This window comes from Brevundimonas subvibrioides (assembly GCF_027271155.1).
GTDB lineage: Bacteria > Pseudomonadota > Alphaproteobacteria > Caulobacterales > Caulobacteraceae > Brevundimonas > Brevundimonas subvibrioides_D.
In genome coordinates this window covers 109,418-130,218 of record NZ_CP114542.1, presented here as the reverse complement: position 1 = coordinate 130,218, position 20,801 = coordinate 109,418, and the positions used below count along the sequence as shown (strand labels likewise).

Genomic DNA, 20,801 nt, shown 5'->3' with positions numbered 1-20,801 from the left:
CAGCTTCGGTTTGCAATCTTCACTGGCGGGCTCAAGCCTAACCCACCACCTGCATGCCCAGCCATTCGGCGATCAGCGCGGGCTTGTCGGCCCCTTCGATCTCGACGGTCAGTTCGTGTTTGAGCAGCCAGCGCCCGCCACCCTTGTCCTCGGCCCCCAGCAGTTTGAACCGGCCCCGGACCTTCGATCCGGCCGGGACGGGGGCAAGGAATCGCAGCTTGTCGAAGCCGTAGTTGACGCCCATCACGACGCCCTCCAGCGGCTTGACCGCGTCATAGGACATGGCCGAGGCGAGGCTGAGGGTCAGGAAGCCATGGGCGATGGTGCCGCCGAAGGGCGTGGCCCGGGCGGCTTCCGGATCGATGTGGATGAACTGCCGGTCCTCGGTGATCTCGGCGAAGGCGTCGATCCGCGCCTGGTCCACCAGGATCCATTTCGAGACGCCGATCTCGGTGCCGATCAGGGATTGGAGGTCGGATGTTCTGGTCATGAAGCGTCTCCGTGGGGCCCGGGCCGGAATCGACCCTCTATAATTTGCGCGAACAGTCCGGGGTCGATGTTGCCGCCCGAAAGGATCACCGCCGTCGTCAGACCGGTCGTTTCGACCTTGCCCGCCAGTACGGCGGCGAGCGCTGCCGCGCCCCCCGGCTCGACCACCAGCTTCAGGGTGCGAAAGGCATAGGCCACGGCGTCGGCCGCGTCCTGGTCGGAGATGGTGACGGCCCCGGTCAGGACGCGCCGGTTGATCGGAAAGGTCAGGACGCCGGGGACCGGCGTCTGCAGCGCGTCGCAGATCGATGGCGGCCCCTTCGGATGTCCGACACGCTCGTCGGCCGCCAGCGACCGGGCCGTGTCGTCGAAGGCTTCGGGCTCCACCGCCCAGCTGCGGGTCCGGGGGCTCCGTGCCTCCAGCACCAGATTGATCCCCGCCATCAGCCCGCCGCCGGAACAGCAGCAGATCAGCTGATCGATCGGGCCATCGGCCTGGTCCAGCAGTTCCAGTGCCGTCGTGCCCTGACCCTCGATGACGTAGGGGTCGTCGAAAGGGGGGACGAGCACGGAGCCTCGCTCCCGGGCCACCTGCGCCCCGATCTCCTCCCGGCTTTCGGCCCAGCGGTCATAGAGGCGGACCTCGCCGCCGAAGGCCTTCACGCCCTCGATCTTGATCGCGGGGCTGTCGGCCGGCATCACGATCACCGCCCGCGTGCCCATCAGCCTCGCCGCCGCCGCCACCCCCTGGGCATGGTTGCCGGACGAGAAGGCGACGACGCCGCTGGCCAGCTCGGTCGCTGTCAGGCGGCTGATGCGGTTGTAGGCCCCACGAAACTTGAACGCACCGGCGACCTGCAGCGTCTCGGCCTTCAGCAGGATGCGCCCGCCCGTCCGTGCGTTCAGCGCCGGGCTCTCGATCAGAGGCGTGCGGACGGCCGCCGGGGCGATCTGGCGGGCGGCGTCCAGGACGCCTTCATACGAAGCGATGCGATCGGTCATGGCCCCACTTAACCCGATGACGGTGCTGCGCGTAAGGTGGCGGCATGACGACCTGCATCCTCGCCATCGACCAGGGCACCACCTCCACCCGCGCCATCGCTTTCGAGCTCCGGGACGATCACGGCCTGCATCCGGTCGCGGTCAGCCAGATCGAACTGGCCCAGCATTTCCCGAAGTCCGGCTGGGTCGAGCATGACGCCGCCGAGATATGGACCGCGACGGTCCAGACCTGTCGCGAGGTGATCGGGAAGGCCGGGGGCGTCGGGCGCTTCTCCGCCATCGGCATCACCAACCAGCGGGAGACCTCTGTCCTGTGGGACGCCACGACCGGCGAGCCCCTGCACCGGGCCATCGTCTGGCAGGACCGCCGCACGGCCGCGGTCACGACCCTGCTGGCGGCCGAGGGCCATGAGGCGAGGGTGCAGGCCGCGACCGGCCTGATCCTCGACCCCTATTTTTCCGCGACCAAATTCGCCTGGCTGCTGGATGCCGTGCCCGGCGCGCGCGGGCGGGCGGCCGGCGGCGAGGTCCTGCTGGGCACGATCGAATCGTGGCTGATCTGGAAGCTGACCGGCGGGGCCAGCCACGTCACGGACGCGACAAATGCATCGCGCACCTCGCTGATGGACCTCCATACCCTCCAGTGGCGCGACGACCTGTGCGACCTGTTCGACGTTCCGAAGGCCGCCCTGCCGCCCATCGTCGGCTGTGCCGTGCCGATGGGCGCGTGCGACCCCGCCCTGTTCGGCCGCGCCCTGCCGATCACGGGCTCGGCGGGTGACCAGCAGGCGGCGCTGGTCGGGCACGGCGCGCTGAAGCCCGGCGACGCCAAGATCACCTACGGCACCGGGGCCTTCCTGGTCGCCAATGTCGGCGATGCACCGGTGTCCTCGTCCAGCCGCCTTCTGGGTACGCCGGGCTATTCGGTCGGCGGGGCCGTCGCCTATGCGCTGGAGGGATCGATCTTCTCGGCGGGGTCGGCGATCCAGTGGCTGCGGGACGGGGTCGGTATGATCACCGACAGTCGCCAGTCGGAGGCCATGGCCCAGACCCTGGCCGACAACGGCGGCGTCTATCTGGTGCCCGGCTTCACGGGCCTGGGCGCGCCCTGGTGGGAGCCGGACGCGCGCGGGACGATCATCGGCCTGACGCGGGATGCTAGGCCGGCTCATTTCGTCCGCGCGGCCCTGGAGGCCCTGGCCTATCAGACGCGCGACCTCCTGGACGCGCTCGAAAAGGACGGGGCCCCGCCGTTGAAGGTCCTGAAGGTCGACGGCGGCGTCACCGCCAACGCCTTCGCCATGCAGTTCGTGGCCGACATCTGCGGCGTGCCGGTCGAACGTCCGGCGTTTCAGGAGATGACGGCCCTGGGCGCGGCCCGTCTGGCGGCGCGGGGCGCCGGGCTGATCGACAGTCTGGACCCGCACAACGACGAGGCTCCCGCCGTCTGGACACCGCGCATGGACGAGGTCGAACGCATCCGGCTGCTCGAGGGCTGGCGTCGCGCGGTGAAGGCCGCCATCATCGCCGCCGCATGACCCAGACCGACACCGCCGCCGCCATCGAAGACGCCCAGTCCACCTTCTCCGGCACCCGCGAGGTCGATGCCCGATACCGGCTGGACGAGGTGGCCCTGGACCGCTGGATGGGTGACCACGTCGATGGCTATGCCGGGCCTCTGACGATCCGTCAGTTCAAGGGCGGACAGTCCAATCCGACCTATGAGCTGGTCACGCCCGGGGCCGCCTATGTGCTGCGGCGCAAGCCGCCCGGCACCCTGCTGCCCAGCGCCCACGCCGTCGACCGCGAATTCACCGTCATCTCGGCCCTGTATGCCCAGGGTTACCCGGTGGCCCGGCCCCATGCGCTGTGCGTCGACGAGACCGTGATCGGCTCGATGTTCTATGTCATGGCCAAAGTCGAGGGCCGGGTGCTGTGGGATCTGAAGCTGCCCGGCATGGAGCCCGGGGAGCGACGCGCGATCTACCAAGCCCAGGTCGATGCCCTGGCCGCGCTGCACCGGTTCGATCCGGACGCCATCGGCCTGGGCGACTACGGCCGCCCCGGCAACTATTTCGAGCGCCAGACCGCGCGCTGGACCAAACAGTACCGGGCGTCGGAAACGGGCCCCATCGCCGACATGGATCGGCTGATCGCCTTTCTGCCCCAGGACCTGCCGCCACAGGGGCCGACGCGGATCGTGCACGGCGACTTCCGGCTGGACAATCTGATCATGGCTCCCGACACGGCGCAGGTTCGGGCCGTTCTGGACTGGGAGCTGTCGACCCTGGGCGATCCGCTGGCGGACCTGTCCTATCTGCTGATCGGCTGGGCCATTCCTGCGACACTTCGAAACGGTCTGGGGGGTGCCGATCTGGAGGCGCTGGGCATTCCCTCGGTCGAGGAGACGGTCGCCCGCTACTGCGAGCAGGCGGGGACGGCAGCCCCCGCGCATCTGGACTGGCTGTTCGCCTACAACCTGTTCCGCCTCGCCGCCATCTGCCAGGGCATCGCCGGTCGGGTGCGCGATGGCACCGCCGCCTCTCCCCAGGCGCGCTCCATGGCCGCACAGGTCGAACCCCTGGCCGCCGCGGCCTGGAGCTTTGCGAAGAAGGCGGGGGCATAAAGCCTGATCGTTTGGGCTGGACCCCCGGCCTGGGTCCGACGCTAAAGCGTGAATGAGGCTTTCGAGCAGGTCCCCGACCCGCGCCCCGTCGGTTGCGACCGGCAAAAGCCCATGCTATCAGGCGCCCGGCTTCCAGAGGGTGTTTCGGATGAAACAGCCATTGGCGTGCTTTCCTTAAGCATTTCAAGCCTTTGACCGGCGCGAGGCTCGCGGCCGGTCGTTTGAACAGATACGTATTCGGACGGACAGGTCTTGGCTGACGATTTCAGAACGACGGAAGTCGGCGCGCGCTATGCCCAGGCGCTGTTCGATCTCGCCCTGGAAACGGGCAGGCTGGACGCCGTCCGCGCCGATCTGAAGTCGCTGAAGGCGGCCTGGATCGAGAGCGCCGACCTGCGTCGCATGGCCACGTCGCCGATCCTGTCGGCCGAGGATCAGGGCAAGGGCCTGACCGCCATCGCCACAGCCGCGAAATTCGAGACGACCACGAGGAATTTCCTGGGTCTGCTGGCCCAGAACGGCCGCGCCCGCGACCTGGGCGGCGTCATCACCGGCTTCGAGGCCCTGTATGCGCGCCACACCGGCGTCGTGGCGGCCGAGGTCGTCTCGGCCCAGGCCCTGACGCCCGCCCAGCTGAAGACCATCAAGACCGCCCTGACGACCGCGCTCGGCAAGGATCCGGAGATGACCGCCCGCGTCGATCCCTCGATCCTCGGCGGACTGAAGGTCAAGGTCGGCTCGAAACTGTTCGACGCCTCGCTGAAGACCAAGCTCGACCAGATGAAGTTCGCCCTGAAGCGGGCATAAGCCACATCACGATTTGACCGTCGGCCTCGCCGCCGACGCCCAGGAAGACGAAAGCCAGAGAGCCCGACCATGGACATCCGCGCCGCCGAGATTTCGGCCATCCTCAAGTCCCAGATCGCCAACTTCGGGGTCGAAGCCGACGTGTCCGACGTGGGTCAGGTCCTGTCGGTCGGCGACGGCATCGCCCGCATCCACGGTCTGGACAACGTCCAGGCCGGCGAGATGATCGAATTCCCCAAGGCCGGCGTGAAGGGCATGGCCCTGAACCTGGAACGCGACAACGTCGGGGCCGTGATCTTCGGTGCCGACGCCCAGATCGCCGAGGGCGATGAGGTCCGCCGCCTGGGCGAGATCGTGGACGTGCCGGTCGGCAAGGGCCTGCTGGGTCGCGTGGTCAACCCGCTGGGCGAGCCGATCGACGGCAAGGGCCCGATCCAGTTCACCGAGCGCCGCCGCGTGGACGTGAAGGCTCCGGGCATCATCCCCCGGAAATCGGTGCACGAGCCGATGCAGACCGGCCTGAAGGCCATCGACACCCTGATCCCCGTCGGCCGCGGCCAGCGCGAGCTGATCATCGGTGACCGTCAGATCGGCAAGACTGCCGTCGCCATCGACGCGATCCTGAACCAGAAGTCGATCAACGTCGAAGGCGCGTCGGAAGGCGAGAAGCTTTACTGCATCTACGTCGCCATCGGCCAGAAGCGCTCGACCGTCGCCCAGATCGTCAAGACGCTCGAGGAGCGCGGTGCCCTGGACTACACCATCGTCGTGGCCGCCACGGCGTCGGAGCCCGCCCCGCTGCAGTTCCTGGCCCCGTTCGCCGGCACCGCCATGGGCGAGTTCTTCCGCGACAACGGCATGCACGCCCTGATCATCTACGACGATCTGTCCAAGCAGGCCGTGGCCTATCGCCAGATGTCCCTGCTGCTGCGTCGCCCGCCGGGCCGCGAAGCCTATCCGGGCGACGTCTTCTATCTGCACAGCCGCCTGCTGGAGCGTTCGGCCAAGCTGAACGAGGACAATGGTTCGGGCTCGCTGACCGCCCTGCCGATCATCGAGACCCAGGCCAACGACGTCTCGGCCTATATCCCCACGAACGTGATCTCGATCACCGACGGCCAGATCTTCCTGGAATCCGACCTGTTCTACCAGGGCATCCGTCCGGCCGTGAACGTCGGCATCTCGGTGTCGCGCGTGGGCTCCTCGGCCCAGATCAAGGCGATGAAACAGGTCGCCGGTTCGATCAAGGGCGAGCTGGCCCAGTACCGGGAAATGGCCGCCTTCGCCAAGTTCGGCTCGGACCTGGACGTCTCGACCCAGCAGTTGCTGGCGCGCGGCGCCCGTCTGACGGAACTGCTGAAGCAGCCCCAGTACTCGCCGCTGACCGTCGAGGAGCAGGTCGTCTCGGTCTATGCCGGAACGCGCGGCTATCTCGACAAGATCGCCGTGGCCGACATCGGTCGCTTCGAGGCCGAACTGCTGGCCCGGATGCACTCGGCCCATCAGTCGACGCTGGACGCCATCAAGTCGACCAAGGCCCTGTCCAAGGAGCTGGAAGCCGAGCTGAAGGCCGCGATCGAAGCCTTCGCCAAGACCTTCGCCTAAGTCTGACCCCGGAAAGCTGAAAGAGTAGCGCCCGATGGCCAGCCTCAAGGAAATGCGCAACCGGATCGAAAGCGTGAAGTCCACGCAGAAGATCACGAAGGCGCTGAACATGGTCGCCGCGGCCAAGCTGAAGCGTGCCCAGGGGCAGGCCGAAAGCGCGCGTCCCTATGCCCGCAAGATGGCCGCCGTCATCGCCAATCTGGCGGCCGGCGTGTCGGGCGACGGCGCGCCCAAACTGCTGTCCGGCACGGGCAAGGACCAGAAGCACCTGGTCGTCGTCGCCACGGGCGACAAGGGTCTGGCCGGCGGGTTCAACACCAATGTCATCCGCGCCGCCAAGGAGCGGATCAACACCCTGATCGCGGCCGGCAAGGACGTCCGGATCGTCGCCGTGGGCCGCAAGGTCCGCGACGGCCTGACCCGTCTGTACGGCGGCCGGATCATCAAGACGTTCGAGCTGAGCGACCACAAGGTCATCGGTATGACGACCGCCGAGCCGATCGCCCGTCTGATCGCCGAGGAGTTCGAGGCCGGAAACGCCGACGTCGTGACCCTGTTCTACAGCCGCTTCCAGTCGGTGATCTCCCAGGTGCCGACGCCCAAGCAGCTGATCCCCGCCGTGGTCGATGGCGACGCGCCCCCGGTCGACCTGAACGGCGCGGTCTATGACTATGAGCCGTCGGAGGAGGAGATCCTCGACGTCCTGCTGCCGCGCAACCTGACGACCCAGGTCCTGGCCGCGCTGTACGAGAACCAGGCCAGCTTCTTCGGGGCCCAGATGGGCGCCATGGACAACGCCACCCGCAACGCGGGCGAACTCATCACCTCCCTGCGCCTGACCTACAACCGCAAGCGCCAGGCCCAGATCACCACCGAACTGATCGAGATCATCGCCGGCGCGGAAGCGCTCTGATCCTCCGATCCTGACAGACACACGATAAGAACGGACCCCGACCGATGACCGACACCGTCGCCAAGAAGCCCGCCGCCCGGAAGCCTGCCGCTCCCAAGGCGCCGAAAGCCGCCGCCGCCACCGGCAATGCCGTGGTCACCGCCGGCACCGGCGTGGGCAAGATCGCCCAGGTCATCGGCGCCGTCGTGGACGTGGAGTTCACCGGCCAGCTGCCCGCCATCCTGAACGCGCTGGAAACGCAGAACGTCGACCAGAAGACGGGCGAGCCCTTCACCCTGGTTCTGGAAGTCGCCCAGCACCTGGGTGAGAACATGGTCCGCACCATCTCGATGGACACCACCGAGGGTCTGACCCGCGGCCAGGCCGTCGTCGACACCGGCACCTCCATCCTGGCCCCCGTCGGCCCGGGCACCCTGGGTCGCATCATGAACGTCGTCGGCGCGCCGATCGACGAACAGGGTCCGCTGAAGACGACGATGTTCCGCCCGATCCACCGCGAGGCGCCCAGCTTCGAGGAACAGTCGACCTCGTCGGAAATCCTGGTCACCGGTATCAAGGTCATCGACCTGATCTGCCCCTACACCAAGGGCGGAAAGATCGGCCTGTTCGGCGGTGCCGGCGTGGGCAAGACCGTGACCATGCAGGAGCTGATCAACAACATCGCCAAGGCCTATGGCGGCTATTCGGTTCTGGCCGGCGTGGGTGAGCGCACCCGCGAGGGCAACGACCTGTACCACGAGATGATCGAGTCGAACGTGAACGTGGATCCGTCCAGGAACGGCGGCTCGACCGAGGGGTCGAAATGCGCCCTCGTCTATGGCCAGATGAACGAGCCCCCCGGAGCCCGCGCCCGCGTCGCCCTGACTGGCCTCGCCCAGGCCGAATACTTCCGCGACGAGGAAGGCAAGGACGTGCTGCTGTTCGTCGACAACATCTTCCGCTTCACCCAGGCCGGTTCGGAAGTGTCCGCCCTCTTGGGCCGCATCCCGTCGGCGGTGGGCTATCAGCCGACGCTGGCGACCGAGATGGGCAATCTGCAGGAGCGCATCACCTCGACCAAGAAGGGCTCGATCACCTCGGTCCAGGCCATCTATGTGCCCGCCGACGACCTGACCGACCCGGCCCCGGCCGCCTCGTTCGCCCACCTGGACGCGACGACCGTGCTGAACCGCGACATCGCCGCCCAGGCCATCTTCCCCGCCGTGGACCCGCTCGATTCCACCTCGCGGATCATGGACCCGCTGGTCATCGGTGAGGAGCACTATCTGGTCGCCCGTTCGGTCCAGGAAGTGCTGCAGCAGTACAAGGCCCTGAAGGACATCATTGCCATCCTGGGCATGGACGAGCTGTCGGAAGAGGACAAGCTGATCGTGTCGCGCGCCCGCAAGATCCAGCGCTTCCTGTCCCAGCCCTTCTTCGTGGCCGAGCAGTTCACCAACTCGCCCGGCAAGTTCGTCGAGCTGGCCGACACCATCCGCAGCTTCAAGGGCATCGTCGCCGGTGAATACGACCACCTGCCCGAAGCCGCCTTCTACATGGTAGGCCCCATCGAGGAAGCCGTCGAGAAGGCTCAGAAGCTGGCGGCGGACGCGGCGTAATGGCGGGCAAGCTCAGCTTCTCGCTGGTGTCGCCTGAACGCGAGGTCTTTTCCGGCCTCGTCGATCAGGTCGATGCGCCGGGCGTCGAGGGTGACTTCGGCGTCCTGGCCGACCACGCGCCCTTCATGACCGCCCTGCGCGAAGGCCCGGTCACGGTGTTCGACGGATCGTCGCGGCGGACCTTCACGGTGCGCGGCGGCTTCGCCGACGTCACCCCCGCCGGCCTGTCCATCCTGGCCGAGGAAGCCACGGAAACAGCCGCAGCTTAAGGGCTTGTCATCCCCGAAGCCGCGCCGCGGCTATCGGGGACGGTGACGCCCCCAGGATGATCTCTCCCGGAAGGCGAAGCCCGTCCGGGAGCAGGGTCGAACCCGCCCGGCTCCCGGTTCAGCTCTGCGAGCTGCCCGGGAGTTTGTTTCTGGAGTCCTGCCTCGTCCCGGCTCTCCGCTTCGCTTCGGCCGCGATGACAAGGTGCGCCGTCGACGCCAGTCATCGGTGAAGCCCGCACCTGTGACCACAAGCGTTGCCTCGAGCTAAGGATCACCATGTCCCTACCTGACCTTCTCGGCATCTTCGGCGTCCTGCTGATCCTCGTGGCCTATGCCGGGGCGACGGCGGGTCGACTCGATCCCAAACAATGGCCCGCGCTGTGCCTGAACCTGATCGGGGCGCTGCTGATCCTGTGGTCGCTTTCGGTGGACTTCAACCTGTCGGCAGCACTGATGGAGGGGGCCTGGGCGCTGGTGGCGGTGGCGGGGCTGGTCCGGCTGGCACTACGCCGCCAGGCCTGATATCGGGCTCCCATGCTGGAGCTTAGACCCAACTGCGAATGCTGCGACCGGGACCTGCCCTATGACAGCCCGGACGCGCGCATCTGCACCTTCGAATGCACCTTCTGCGCCGACTGCGTGGACGGGGTCTGCCCGAACTGCGGGGGCGAGCTGGTGAAGCGGCCCATTCGGCCCGCGCGGCTGCTGGCAGAATACCCGCCCTCGACGAAGCGGGTCGTGCGGACGGTCTGCCCCTGAGGACGATGCGCGCCGACGGTGCGGGTTCAGGAACCCCTCCGTCTCTTCGCTTCGCTACGCGCCACCTCCCCATCCCTTCGGGCCGGGGAGGAGACGTGGGGTTCAGTCGACAAACCGGCTGAACGCCGCCACGACCTGCTTATAGGCCGCGCGCTTGAACGGCACGATCAGGTCGCAGGCCTCCGACAGGTCGCCCCAGCGCCAGGCGTCGAACTCGATTTCGTCGTGGCGGTTCAGGTCGATCTCGGCCTCGTCGCCGGTGAAGCGGAAGGCGAACCAGACCTGTTTCTGGCCGTCCCAGGGCTTCCGGCCCTTGAGCCTGTGCGCCAGTTTCAGGGCTTCGGGGAAGTCGTAGACGATCCAGCCTTCGGTGCGGGCGATCAGCGCGACCGAGGTGACGCCGGTTTCCTCTTCCAGCTCGCGCCGGGCGGCGACCTCCAGGTCCTCGCCCCTGTCCACCCCGCCTTGCGGGAACTGCCAGGCATGGTCCGTCAGCTGACCGGCGCGATGCCCGTACCAGACCTGGCCGGTGGCATTGAACAGGACGACGCCGACGTTGGGGCGGTGTTTGGGGAAAGGATCAGCCATGGAGGCAGTAGGCAGTAGGCAGTGGGCAGTAGGAAGCAAGGGAAAATGGTCCGTCAGCCCTCACACCAGGGTGGTGACTTCCACCAGGGCCCGGGACAACCCCCACTGCCCACTGCCCACTGCCCACTGCCCACTGCCTACTGCCTACTGCCTACCGTCGGCTGACCGCGCGTCAGCGCCCCGGCCGATGCGTCATCGCCGACGCCGGGGCCAGTTGCAGGCCGCGGGCTTCCAGACCGGCGGTCCAGCGGGCGGCGGCCTCGACCGTCACCGGATAGGCGAAGCCGGTCCCCATCGCCGCGCCGCGGGTCTTGGCGGTGGCCTCCAGCATGTTGAGGGCCGCGATGATGGCGGCGGGGGTCTGGGTCTCGTCGATGATGCTGTCGGCGCTGGCGCGGGCCCAGGCCCCCGGCCGGCGACGGGCCGAGCCGTCGTCGAGGAAGGCGATGCCGCGCTGGCGCAGGATGCCGAGGAAGGCGCTCATGCCCGTGTCGGAGGTCACGAATCGGTCGCCGAGATAGTTGGTGACCCCGAAATAGCCGGTCGCGCGGCCCAGCAGCCAGTTCATTTTGGCCTGGACGTCGTCGGGGGTGGCATTGTTCAGCAGGGTATAGGGGCCGGGGTCGGTGTTGGGATAACCGGTCGGCTCCATCGGAATCTCGATCATCACCTCATGCCCCTGCGCGCGGGCCAGGTTGATCCAGCCCTGAAGGCCCTCGGCATAGGGCACGAACGAAAGTGTGACGTCGGCGGGCAGGCGCTCGATCGCGGCGCGGGTGGTCACCGCGTTGAGGCCGAGGCCGCCGACGATCAGGGCCACCGTCGGCTTGCCGTTCGGGCGGAAGGGGCGGGCATAGGCCTGGGCCGGGACGCGGCCATCGGGCGCGATGACGGGCAGAGGCCCGAGCGGACCCGGCTGGCTGAGGCCGGCGATGGGGGCCGCGACCAGGGGCTGGGCCGGCTGGAGCGGGGCCGCGATGGCCGAACCGCCTGCGACGGAGGCCCCGTCGGGCAGGGTGATCAGGGCGTCGCCGCCGGCCGCGCCGGTGGCGGGATCGACGGGCACCCCCGACAGACCCTGCCAGGCCCCGAATCCACCCATGCTGAATGCCTCCAGACCCGACGGCGCGGGCGGAGCGACAGGGGCGGGGCGGTGCAGGGAAACGCGCGCCGACGGCGTCCCGGCACGAGGATCGCCCAGCACGGTCAGGAACAGGGCGACGGTGCCCAGCAGCAGCAGGCCTGCGGCCCCCACGGCGACGGGCGGTTTTTTCAGCATCGCCCCGATGGGTTTGAAGTCGAGCTTCAGACCCCGGCCCGGAGGCGGGGCACCGGCGGCGGCGGCGAGGGCGGACTGGCGTTTGGCGAACATGGTGGGCGGACGCTCGATACAGGGCCCGGACGGATTTCCGGACCTGACCTTCGTCCCGAACTATGAACGGCTGTCGGTTAAGAAAGCCTAACGGCGCGTTAGGCATGTTCCGGAGGGTCTCCTCCCCCTGCGCGGAGGCGCAGGGGGAGGTGGCACGGCGCGGCTTCGTGCCGTGACGGAGGGGTTCTTGAAGCGGGCAAGGTCCAGAGGGCGTCAAGAGCCCCTCCACCCCCCGCCAAGCGGCGGGCGGTCCCCTTCCCCATCGCTGTGCGACGGGGAGGAGACGGATGTGGCCTATTCGCCCTCGGGCTCTTCCGTCGTATCGACCGCGGCCGTCTGCACCGTGCCGTCGTTGATGACGATGCCGTCGGGTGCGGCGGCCAGGCGGGTCAGGTCGCCACCGGCGCGGAGCACGTCGAGCGCGCGCTGCAACTGGTAGTCGGCGTCCTTGTCATAGTCCTCGCCCGGGGCCTCGCGCGGCGTATGGGCACCCTTGCGTTCCGCGCCGATCGAGGCGTCCAGCGCCGTCGCATAGGCGGCCTCCGAATAGATGAAGCTGGAGCGCGAGACGATGCGGGCCTCCGCCGCGTTGCGGGCAACTTCCAGGTCCGGCTCGATGCCGATCTTCTGGATCGAACGGCCGGACGGGGTGTAATAGCGCGCCGTGGTGATCGACAGCGCTCCGTCCTGGCCGTTCCTGAGCGGGATCACGGTCTGGACCGAGCCCTTTCCGAAGCTGGTCAGGCCGACGAGGGTCGCCCGCTCCTGATCCTTCAGCGCGCCGGCGACGATCTCGGACGCCGAGGCCGAACCATAGTTGATCAGCACCACCAGCGGCAGGCCACCGGTCAGGTCCCCGGGCCGGGCGGCATAACGTTCGATCTGGTCGGGCTTGCGTCCCCGCTGGCTGACGATCTCGCCGCGTTCCAGGAAGGTGTCGGACACGTCGATGGCGGCAGTCAGCAGACCGCCCCCGTTGTTGCGCAGGTCCAGGACGAAGCCCTTCACATCGGGCTTCTCGGCCCTGATCTTCTGGATCGCGGCGGCCAGTTCGCGCCCGGTGTTCTCGTTGAAGGTCGAGATGCGCAGATAGCCGAAATCGCCCTCCAGGCGGCCGGTCACGCTTTCGACCTTGATGACCTCACGGACCAGGGTGGTCTCCAGCGGTTCTTCGCCGTCGCGCAGGAAGGTCACCTTCACCGACGTACCCATGGCGCCGCGCAGCTTGTCCGACACCTGTGACACCGTGAGACCCGACGCGTTCTGGCCATCGATGGCCGAGATGACGTCGCCGGCCTTGACGCCCGCGCGCGCGGCGGGGCTGTCGTCCATCGGCGATATCACCTTCACCACGCCGCCCTCGGCAGAGATGGTCAGGCCGACACCGGAGTATTCGCCGGTCGTCCGCTCCTGCAGGTCGCCATACCCGTCCGGGGACAGATAGTTGGAATGCGGATCCAGCGCGGTCATCATGCCCGCCAGGGCCGCCTCGATCAGCTTCTTGTTGTCGACCGGGACCACATAATACTGCTCGACCACCGCCAGGGTATCGCCGAACAGCTGCAGCATGCGGAACGTCTCGTTCCTCGGCGTCTGGGACGCCACGGTCATGCCGCTGAGCCCCAGGGCGAGGACGGCACCGCCGACGATGAGCAGTTTACGCATTCGGTCTCTTTCAGTCCGCCAGCCCGGCGGCAAGGTCATGGAACGACATGTCACGATGAAATCGTGGCGACGTCGCGTCGGTGGATAAAATCAGTGCGGGGCGGGGATGGGAAGCGGTTTCGCCTGTTTCCGCACTTTAGAGATAGGGAGCCGGATCCACGGGGCGATCCTCGCGGCGCAGCTCCAGATAGACCTCTCCGCCTGCCGTGCCGGTGCCGACCGCCTGGCCGTCGGCGATCCGGTCTCCGGGGGCGACCAAGACTCCGTCCAGACCGGCGATGACGGCGCGCCAGCCGGGGCCGAGATCGAGGATCACCACCTGGCCCCAGCCGCTCAGAGGCCCCGCATAGTCGACGCGGGCGGCGGCGGGCGAAGCGACCGGCCCGGCGCTGGACGGCCAGCGCCAGCCGCTGGAGCCGCGCCCGAAACGGACGGTGGGCGAGCCGGAGACGGGCGGAGTCAGGCGGGCGCGACCGGCGGGCAGGCGCATGGCGGGGGTCGCGTCCCTGGACGGGGCGATATCGGCCGGTCGGCCACCCAGATTGCGGATGCGGGTCTCCAGCGCGGCCGAGGCGCGCTCGGCCCGGTCGGCGTCAGCCTTCAGCACGGCCAGCAGGGCGGAGCGGCGGGCGACCAGGTCCTCGATCTCGGCGCGCCGATCGCCCTGGGCGCTCTCGCTGGTCAGCAGCCGTTCGCTGGCCAGGACGGCGAGACGGCGGATGCGGCGGACCTCGGCCTGGCGCGCGTCGAAGCCTGCGGCGCGCCGCTGCAGCTCCGGAGCCATGGCCTTCATCAGGATGGCGGCCCGGACGGTGTCGACCGCGCGATCGGCCGGGACCAGCAGAGGCGGCGGCGGCTTGCGGCTCATCATCTGCAGGGCCGAGAACAGGCGGCCCTGGGCGTCGCGGGTGCGGGCCAGTTCCGTGACGAGGACGGCCTCGCGCCGGGACAGGTCTCGCAGACGCTGGCGCTGGGCCGACATCTGGACGTCGTCGGCGGTCTGATCGCGCCGCAAGGTTGTCAGCTGACGGTCGAGTGCGGCCAGGGAGACGGCCGCTTCGGCCGCGTCTGCGCGCAGGCGGCGGGCGCGGATGACCTCGTCGCGATAGCGGGCCTGAAGCAGTTCCAGGTCGTCCTGCACAGATGCCGCGGCCGGCAGGGCCGACAGGGCGATCATCAGGGACAGGAGGACGGGCCGATTCATCAGTCCCGATGATAGGGTGATCCGGCCAGGATCGTCACGGCGCGATACAGCTGTTCGGCCAGCATGGCGCGGGCCAGGGCATGGGGCCAGGTCTGGGGCCCGAAGGCCAGGGTCGATCCGGCGGCGGCCAGAACGCCGGCATCCAGTCCGTCCGCCCCGCCGATGGCGAAGACCAGCCGCCGCTCGCCCCGGTCGCGCAGGGTGGCGATGTGATCGGCGAAGGCGCGGCTGGGCCAGGTCCTGCCCCGTTCGTCGCAGGCGATCAGGTGTGCGCCCTCGGCGGCGGCCAGGATCAGTTCGGCCTCCGGCGCCTTGCCGGGCTTTCGCGGATCGAGGTCGATCAGATCGAGCGGGCCCAGCCCCAGGGCCCGCCCGGCGGCGGTCGCGCGGGCGGCATAGTCGCTGGCGAGCGTGGCCTCGGGACCGCGCCCCGGTTTGCCGATCGCCACGATCGCCAGCTTCATGGCTGGATCAGGCGTTCGCCGTCCGGTGCGCGCTGTCAACGGCCCAGATCTTCTCGATGTTGTAGAACATCCGCACTTCGGGCCGGAAAAGATGGACGATGACGTCGCCGGCATCGATCAGCACCCAGTCGCAGTGGGGCAAACCCTCGACCTTGGCGCGGCCCAGGCCCTGTTCCTTGAGCGTGCGCAGCAGATGGTCGGCCAGGGCACCGACGTGACGGTGCGAGCGGCCCGAGGCCACGATCATGGTGTCGGCCATCGGGGATTTGCCCTTCAGGTCGATCAGGACGATGTCCTGGGCCTTGTCCTCGTCGAGCTTGGACAGAAGCGCGGTCTCCAGCGGGTTCGAGCCGGTGGGCACCACGCCCTGGCGGTCGAAGCTGGACCCGTCGTCGGCGTCATCGTCCGCGCCGAACAGCGGGAAATCCTCGGCGGAATCGTCGGAAAGGTCTTCGTCCGAACCGTCGTCGCCGTCCTCGGCGTGGATGGGTTCGATGGCGTCCATCTCGTGGGCCGTGCTGGACACGGCGTCGTCGTGATCGGGATGGTCTTGCGCGTCGTGCGCGGGCGAGGGGGTCAGCGGAAGGCTCCGGGAGGGTTCACTAAAGAGGCTCTCTAGCATGGATGGGCCAAAAGGTCACCTTGTGACCTTGGCGTGCAAACGCCCGGCGCGCGGAGCCTTGCTAACCGGGCGTCTGTCCGCCCCTGTTTCGCAGCGCCGTCGACGAACTGGGGTTCAGGGGCGCCGTCAGATAGGTCCAGGCCGGAGCGGCCATCAGGGGCAGCATGCGGGCCTCGTCCGAAGCCACGCGGTGGCCGGCGAAGCGACGGGCAGCGGGGGCCGAACGACTTTCCAGCAGGGAGCCCGGTCGGGCGACGACCGCGACGGGCATCATCCGCATGATGTCGGTCCATCCGCGCCAGCGGTGAAAGCTTTCCAGATTGTCGGAGCCCATCAGCCAGACGAACCGCACGCCGGGATGCCGGGCCTTCAGCGCCCGCAAGGTGTCGATGGTCCAGAAGGTGCCGGCGCGGCTCTCGAAATCGGAGACGGTCATGCGTGGCCCGTTGGCGAACGCCTGGGCCGAGGCCAGGCGCTCGGCCAGCGGCGCGGTCTGGCGGGCGTCCTTCAGCGGGTTCTGGGGCGAGACCAGCCAGACGACCCGATCCAGATCCAGCCGCCGCATGGCGGTTTCGGCGACGTGGGCGTGGCCGTCATGCGCCGGGTTGAACGACCCGCCGAACAGCCCGACCTTCATGCCGGGCATCAGGGTCAGGCCGTCCCTCAACGCCCCGGATCGGGGGCCGCTCGCCTGGGGCGCGGGACCGGCATGGAAGAAGGACAAGGCGGCGGGACTCGCGGCGGGCTTATGCTCACAGGTGAGCTAACACGGACGAACCGGGGTGTCGCCATATTCTCCCTCCCCCTCGGGGGAGGGAGAAAGTCCATGCCCTAAGGCACCCAGCCGTCGGCGAAGGTCTCGATCTCGTCGCCGTCCTCGTCGATCTCGCCCCGCGTCTTGCGCACCTCGGCCCAGGCCGCACGCAGCAGTTCGGGCACGCCCTCGCCGGACACGCCGGAAACCAGCATCGGGCGGCGACCGGCCACGGCTTCCAGTTCCGCCGCCTTTTCCTCGCGCGCCTCGGGGGTCAGGGCGTCGATCTTGTTGAGCGCCAGGATTTCCTGCTTGTCGGCCAGGCCCTCGCCATAGGCATCCAGCTCGCCGCGGATGATGCGATAGGCCTCGGCGACGTCGTCCTGGGTGCCGTCGATCAGGTGGATCAGGGAGGCCGAGCGTTCGACGTGGCCCAGGAACCGGGTGCCCAGACCCGCCCCCTCCGATGCGCCCTCGATCAGGCCGGGGATATCGGCGATGACGAACCGTTCGCCGGGGCTCAGGTCGACCATGCCGAGGTTGGGGGCGAGCGTCGTGAACGGATAGTCGGCGATCTTGGGACGCGCAGCGCTGGCGGCGGCGAGAAAGGTCGACTTGCCGGCATTGGGCAGGCCGGCCAGGCCGATGTCGGCGATCAGCTTCAGCCGCAGCCAGATCCACATCTCCTGGCCTTCCTGGCCCGGATTGGCGTGGCGGGGGGCCTGGTTGATCGGGCCCTTGAAGCGGACATTGCCCCAGCCGCCGTTGCCGCCACTGAGCAGCAGTTCCTTCTGGCCCGCCTCGACCATGTCGAGCACGACCGTTTCCTTGTCCTCGCCCAGCACCTGGGTGCCGACCGGGACCTTCAGCACAATGTCCTCGCCCTTGGCCCCGTGCATCTGGCGGCCCTGGCCGTGGCCGCCGGTCGGGGCCTTGAAATGCTGCTGGTACCGATAGTCGATCAGGGTGTTCAGCCCCTCGACCGCCTCGACCCAGACGTTGCCGCCATTGCCGCCGTCGCCGCCGTCCGGACCGCCGTTCGGGATGAATTTCTCGCGCCGGAACGAGACGGAGCCCGCCCCGCCATTGCCGGAGCGGATGTAGATCTTGGCCTGGTCGAGGAACTTCATTTGCGCGCGTATAGGCGAAGCGCGCGGCGATTTACAGGCAGGTCTTCCCCTCTCCCGGAGGGAGAGGGGCCCCTTGTTCCTACTGTCCGTAAGCCACCGGCATGCCACCATCGATCCGACCGCCGTTCCGATAACGGTCGCGCAGCAGGATCTGGCGGCTGGTCAGGGACTGTTCCTGGCCATTGATGAACTCGGCGGTGACCGAGGACAGGGGTTCCAGCGGGTCCCCGGACCAGACCACCACATCGGCGGCGGCCCCGGCGCGCAGTTCGCCGAACTGGCCGCCCATGCCGAAGATGCGGGCCGGGTTGACGGTCAGGGCGGCGATCGCGGACTCGAACGGCAGGCCGTGGGAGACCGCATTGCCGGCGTTGTAGCGGGCCTCGCGCGCGCGGTGGACGCCATTGCCCTTGATGGCGATGACGACGCCCGCGGCGTTCAGGGCGGCGGCGTTTTCCATGCGGGAGGCGCGGGTCTCGATACTGCCCGGCAGGTTGTCGATCGGGTTCAGCAGGACGGGCACGCCGGCCGCGGCGATCTGCGCGGCGACCAGCCAGCCCTCGTCGGCGCCGTCCAGGATGACCTTGACCCCCTCCTCGTCGGCGAGGCGCAGCACCTGCAGGATGTCGGCCGCGCGGCGCACGGTCACGATCAGGGGCATGTCGCCGTTCGCGACCGGGATCAGGGCCTCGAGGTCGGCGCGGGACAGGCTGAGATCGCGCACGCCCGCGCGGTCGTAGGCGGCCTTGTTGCGGGCATAGAGACGAACTTCGGCCAGGGTTTCCCGGAACTGGACGAACTGGGCCCCGCGCGCGCCGCCGGCGATACCGGCCCCCGCCTCTCCGAACGGCGCGACCATGGCCACGCGCGGCTTGACCAGGATGTCGCTTCCGGCGGCCAGGTGGATGATCGAGGCCGTGCCGGCAAACAGGCCGGGCGTCTGGTAGCCGCCGTCGCCTGCGCCCGCGAAGGCGGCCTCGCCATCGTCCTGATGCAGGCCGCCGCCGCCCGACCCCGCATGGTTCGGCACCACGATGGCGCGGGTGATGCCGCCCAGACGCGCGACGGGCAGGGTGAAGGACCACGGATCGAGGCCATAGCTGACGTCGAACGAGGCCGAGATGGTGTTGGCGCTGTTCGACAGGTCGTCGGACCCGTCCACCGACGAGATTTCGGAGGCTCCCAGCCCGGCATCCACGGCGACGAAGCCGGGCGCGACGACCTTGCCGCGCGCGTCGATGACGCGGGCCCCTGAGGGCGCCGCCCCGGTGCCGACCGAGACGACGCGGCCGTTCTGGATGACGACGGTGCCGTTCTCGATGATCGAGGTGCCGGTCAGGACCCGGCCGCCGGTGATGGCGGTCAGTTCCTGGGCGAGGGCGGGCATGGCCGACAGGGCCAGCGCCGTCAGCGAGATCAGTGCGAAACGGCGCATCAGCGGGCTCCCTCGTTCACGGTGGCGGCGGTCAGGCCGAAGCCCGGCTGGCCCAGCTCGAAGTCGGACACGGGCTGGTAGCGGGGGTCGAAACGGTCGAACGTGAGCGCCCCGTCGATGAAGACCTGATCGGCGCGGGCATAGACGCTGAACGGATTGGCGCTCCAGATCACGACGTCGCCGCGTTTGCCGGCCTCCAGCGACCCGGTCTCGTCGCCGATACCGATGGAGCGGGCGGCATTGGAGGTGATCCAGCTGATGGCGTGTTCCTCGGAGATGTCCAGGCCCGCATTGCGGCCGGCGGCCAGGGCGGCGGCGGCCTCCTGGTTCAGTCTCTGGGTCAGCTGGGCGTCGTCGGAGTGGATGACGGCGCAGGAGCCCTCGGGCGCATCGACCAGGGCGGCGTTCGCCTCGATCCCGTCCAGGGCCTCCATCTTGAAGCCCCACCAGCCGGTCCACATGTCAGCGCAGACGCCAGCCGCGGCCAGCTGCGGCGCGATCTTGTAGGCCTCGATGGCGTGGTGGAAGGCTGTGATCCGGTAGCCGAACTCCCTGGCGATATCGAGCATCACCATCATCTCGTCGGCGCGGTAGCAGTGGTTCTGGACCAGGATGGAGCCATCCAGCACCCCGGCCAGGGTCTCGTTCTGCAGGTTGCGGGTCGGCGGCGAGCCCTCGCCCGTCTCGCGCCATTTGTCCCATTTCTCGCGGTAGTCCTGGGCGGCGATGAAGGCGGCGCGATAGCCGGCGACATTGCCCATGCCGGTCGCGGGCGACTGGTTGCGGGTGCCATAGACGCGGCTGGGGTTCTCGCCGCAGGCCATCTTCACGCCATAGGGCGCGCCCGGGAACTTCATGCCCTGCATGGAGATCGACGGGATGTTGCGGACCGTCACCGAGCGGCCACCGAACAGATTGGCCGATCCGGGCAGGATCTGCAGCGTGGTGACGCCGCCGGCGCGGGCGGTGTTGAAACCGGGGTCCTGGGGCCAGATCGAGTGTTCGGCCCAGACCTGGGCGGTGTTCGGGCTGGTCGCCTCATTGCCGTCGCTCATGCCGGTCACGCCGGGCGAGGGATAGACGCCGAGGTGCGAGTGCACATCGATGATGCCGGGCGTCACATAGCGGCCGCGGGCGTCGACGACGCGGTAACCGGCGGGTACGGGGGTCGAGGCCGGACCCACGGCCTCGACCTTGCCGTCCGCGACCAGGACGACGCCGTTCTCGATCTTCCGGTCGGTCCCGGTCAGCACCGTCCCGCCGACGATGGCGATATTCTCGCGCGGCAGGGGCTGATAGGTGGAGGGGTAGGGATCGGGGTTGGTGGCATAGTCCAGGCCTGCGGCCATGGTCCGCTCGGCCGGGGCTCCGGCCTGGTCCGATCCGTCGGGCGCGGCGGCCCCGTCCCCGGTGGTGGCGCAGGCGGAAAGCGCCAGCGCGCAGGCGACGACGGCGAGGCTGGGGCCCCGCAAGGCGTGACGGATCATGGAACGCTCCCC

21 protein-coding genes are annotated in these 20,801 nt (G+C 68.8%); 9 read left to right on the top strand and 12 right to left on the bottom strand.

What is annotated here, in order from left to right:
• Positions 1-37: 37 nt before the first annotated feature.
• Positions 38-490, bottom strand: coding sequence for a MaoC family dehydratase (locus tag O3139_RS00690; RefSeq protein WP_269514976.1), 453 nt, complete (start codon positions 488-490; stop codon positions 38-40).
• Positions 487-1,491: a threonine ammonia-lyase gene (locus O3139_RS00685; protein WP_269514975.1), complete on the bottom strand. Its 1,005-nt coding sequence runs from the start codon at positions 1,489-1,491 to the stop codon at positions 487-489. The genes O3139_RS00690 and O3139_RS00685 overlap by 4 nt, the downstream gene beginning before the upstream one ends.
• Before the next feature lie 44 nt (positions 1,492-1,535).
• On the opposite strand from O3139_RS00685, the gene glpK reads away from it, so the two are divergent.
• From glpK to O3139_RS00640, 9 genes are all read left to right on the top strand, one after another.
• Complete coding sequence (gene glpK, locus O3139_RS00680; RefSeq protein ID WP_269514974.1) at positions 1,536-3,029, top strand: glycerol kinase GlpK; 1,494 nt, start codon at positions 1,536-1,538, stop codon at positions 3,027-3,029.
• Positions 3,026-4,117, top strand: coding sequence for a phosphotransferase (locus tag O3139_RS00675; RefSeq protein WP_269514973.1), 1,092 nt, complete (start codon positions 3,026-3,028; stop codon positions 4,115-4,117). Before glpK ends, O3139_RS00675 begins: the two co-directional genes overlap by 4 nt.
• A 252-nt stretch (positions 4,118-4,369) precedes the next feature.
• Positions 4,370-4,924, top strand: a complete 555-nt coding sequence (locus O3139_RS00670) for a F0F1 ATP synthase subunit delta (protein WP_269514972.1) — start codon at positions 4,370-4,372, stop codon at positions 4,922-4,924.
• A gap of 69 nt (positions 4,925-4,993) precedes the next feature.
• Positions 4,994-6,529, top strand: coding sequence for a F0F1 ATP synthase subunit alpha (atpA, locus tag O3139_RS00665; protein ID WP_269514971.1), 1,536 nt, complete (start codon positions 4,994-4,996; stop codon positions 6,527-6,529).
• A 34-nt stretch (positions 6,530-6,563) separates the two neighbouring features.
• The gene (locus O3139_RS00660) at positions 6,564-7,442 is read left to right on the top strand and encodes a F0F1 ATP synthase subunit gamma (protein WP_269514970.1); all 879 of its coding nucleotides are present in this window, start codon (positions 6,564-6,566) and stop codon (positions 7,440-7,442) included.
• Between the two features lie 44 nt (positions 7,443-7,486).
• Positions 7,487-9,040, top strand: coding sequence for a F0F1 ATP synthase subunit beta (gene atpD / locus O3139_RS00655; protein ID WP_269514969.1), 1,554 nt, complete (start codon positions 7,487-7,489; stop codon positions 9,038-9,040).
• On the top strand, positions 9,040-9,309 hold the full coding sequence (locus O3139_RS00650) for an ATP synthase F1 subunit epsilon (protein WP_269514968.1): 270 nt from the start codon (positions 9,040-9,042) through the stop codon (positions 9,307-9,309). Before atpD ends, O3139_RS00650 begins: the two co-directional genes overlap by 1 nt.
• Before the next feature lie 276 nt (positions 9,310-9,585).
• Positions 9,586-9,831 carry a CBU_0592 family membrane protein gene (locus O3139_RS00645; protein WP_269514967.1) on the top strand — a complete coding sequence of 82 codons (246 nt, stop codon included), beginning with the start codon at positions 9,586-9,588 and terminating at the stop codon, positions 9,829-9,831.
• Between the two features lie 12 nt (positions 9,832-9,843).
• Positions 9,844-10,068 (top strand): DUF1272 domain-containing protein, encoded by a 225-nt coding sequence (locus tag O3139_RS00640; RefSeq protein ID WP_269514966.1) that lies wholly within the window; start codon positions 9,844-9,846, stop codon positions 10,066-10,068.
• Between the two features lie 102 nt (positions 10,069-10,170).
• On the opposite strand, the gene O3139_RS00635 is transcribed toward O3139_RS00640, so the two are convergent.
• The 10 genes from O3139_RS00635 to O3139_RS00590 all read right to left on the bottom strand — a co-directional run bounded on the left by O3139_RS00635 (position 10,171) and on the right by O3139_RS00590 (position 20,789).
• Positions 10,171-10,656 (bottom strand): RNA pyrophosphohydrolase, encoded by a 486-nt coding sequence (locus O3139_RS00635; RefSeq protein WP_269514965.1) that lies wholly within the window; start codon positions 10,654-10,656, stop codon positions 10,171-10,173.
• Between the two features lie 172 nt (positions 10,657-10,828).
• Positions 10,829-12,028, bottom strand: a complete 1,200-nt coding sequence (locus tag O3139_RS00630; RefSeq protein WP_269514964.1) for a divergent polysaccharide deacetylase family protein — start codon at positions 12,026-12,028, stop codon at positions 10,829-10,831.
• 294 nt (positions 12,029-12,322) lie between these two features.
• Complete coding sequence (locus tag O3139_RS00625) at positions 12,323-13,693, bottom strand: S41 family peptidase (protein ID WP_269514963.1); 1,371 nt, start codon at positions 13,691-13,693, stop codon at positions 12,323-12,325.
• Between the two features lie 136 nt (positions 13,694-13,829).
• Positions 13,830-14,897 (bottom strand): murein hydrolase activator EnvC family protein, encoded by a 1,068-nt coding sequence (locus O3139_RS00620; RefSeq protein ID WP_269514962.1) that lies wholly within the window; start codon positions 14,895-14,897, stop codon positions 13,830-13,832.
• Complete coding sequence (rlmH, locus tag O3139_RS00615) at positions 14,897-15,361, bottom strand: 23S rRNA (pseudouridine(1915)-N(3))-methyltransferase RlmH (RefSeq protein WP_269514961.1); 465 nt, start codon at positions 15,359-15,361, stop codon at positions 14,897-14,899. Before rlmH ends, O3139_RS00620 begins: the two co-directional genes overlap by 1 nt.
• 7 nt (positions 15,362-15,368) lie before the next feature.
• Positions 15,369-15,866: a ribosome silencing factor gene (gene rsfS, locus O3139_RS00610; protein WP_269516506.1), complete on the bottom strand. Its 498-nt coding sequence runs from the start codon at positions 15,864-15,866 to the stop codon at positions 15,369-15,371.
• 178 nt (positions 15,867-16,044) lie between these two features.
• Positions 16,045-16,707, bottom strand: coding sequence for a nicotinate-nucleotide adenylyltransferase (locus O3139_RS00605; protein WP_269514960.1), 663 nt, complete (start codon positions 16,705-16,707; stop codon positions 16,045-16,047).
• 107 nt (positions 16,708-16,814) lie between these two features.
• Positions 16,815-17,867, bottom strand: a complete 1,053-nt coding sequence (gene obgE, locus O3139_RS00600; protein WP_269514959.1) for a GTPase ObgE — start codon at positions 17,865-17,867, stop codon at positions 16,815-16,817.
• Positions 17,868-17,946: 79 nt separating this feature from the next.
• The gene (locus O3139_RS00595) at positions 17,947-19,302 is read right to left on the bottom strand and encodes an amidohydrolase family protein (RefSeq protein WP_269514958.1); all 1,356 of its coding nucleotides are present in this window, start codon (positions 19,300-19,302) and stop codon (positions 17,947-17,949) included.
• Complete coding sequence (locus O3139_RS00590; RefSeq protein WP_269514957.1) at positions 19,302-20,789, bottom strand: amidohydrolase; 1,488 nt, start codon at positions 20,787-20,789, stop codon at positions 19,302-19,304. Before O3139_RS00590 ends, O3139_RS00595 begins: the two co-directional genes overlap by 1 nt.
• Positions 20,790-20,801 lie beyond the last annotated feature (12 nt).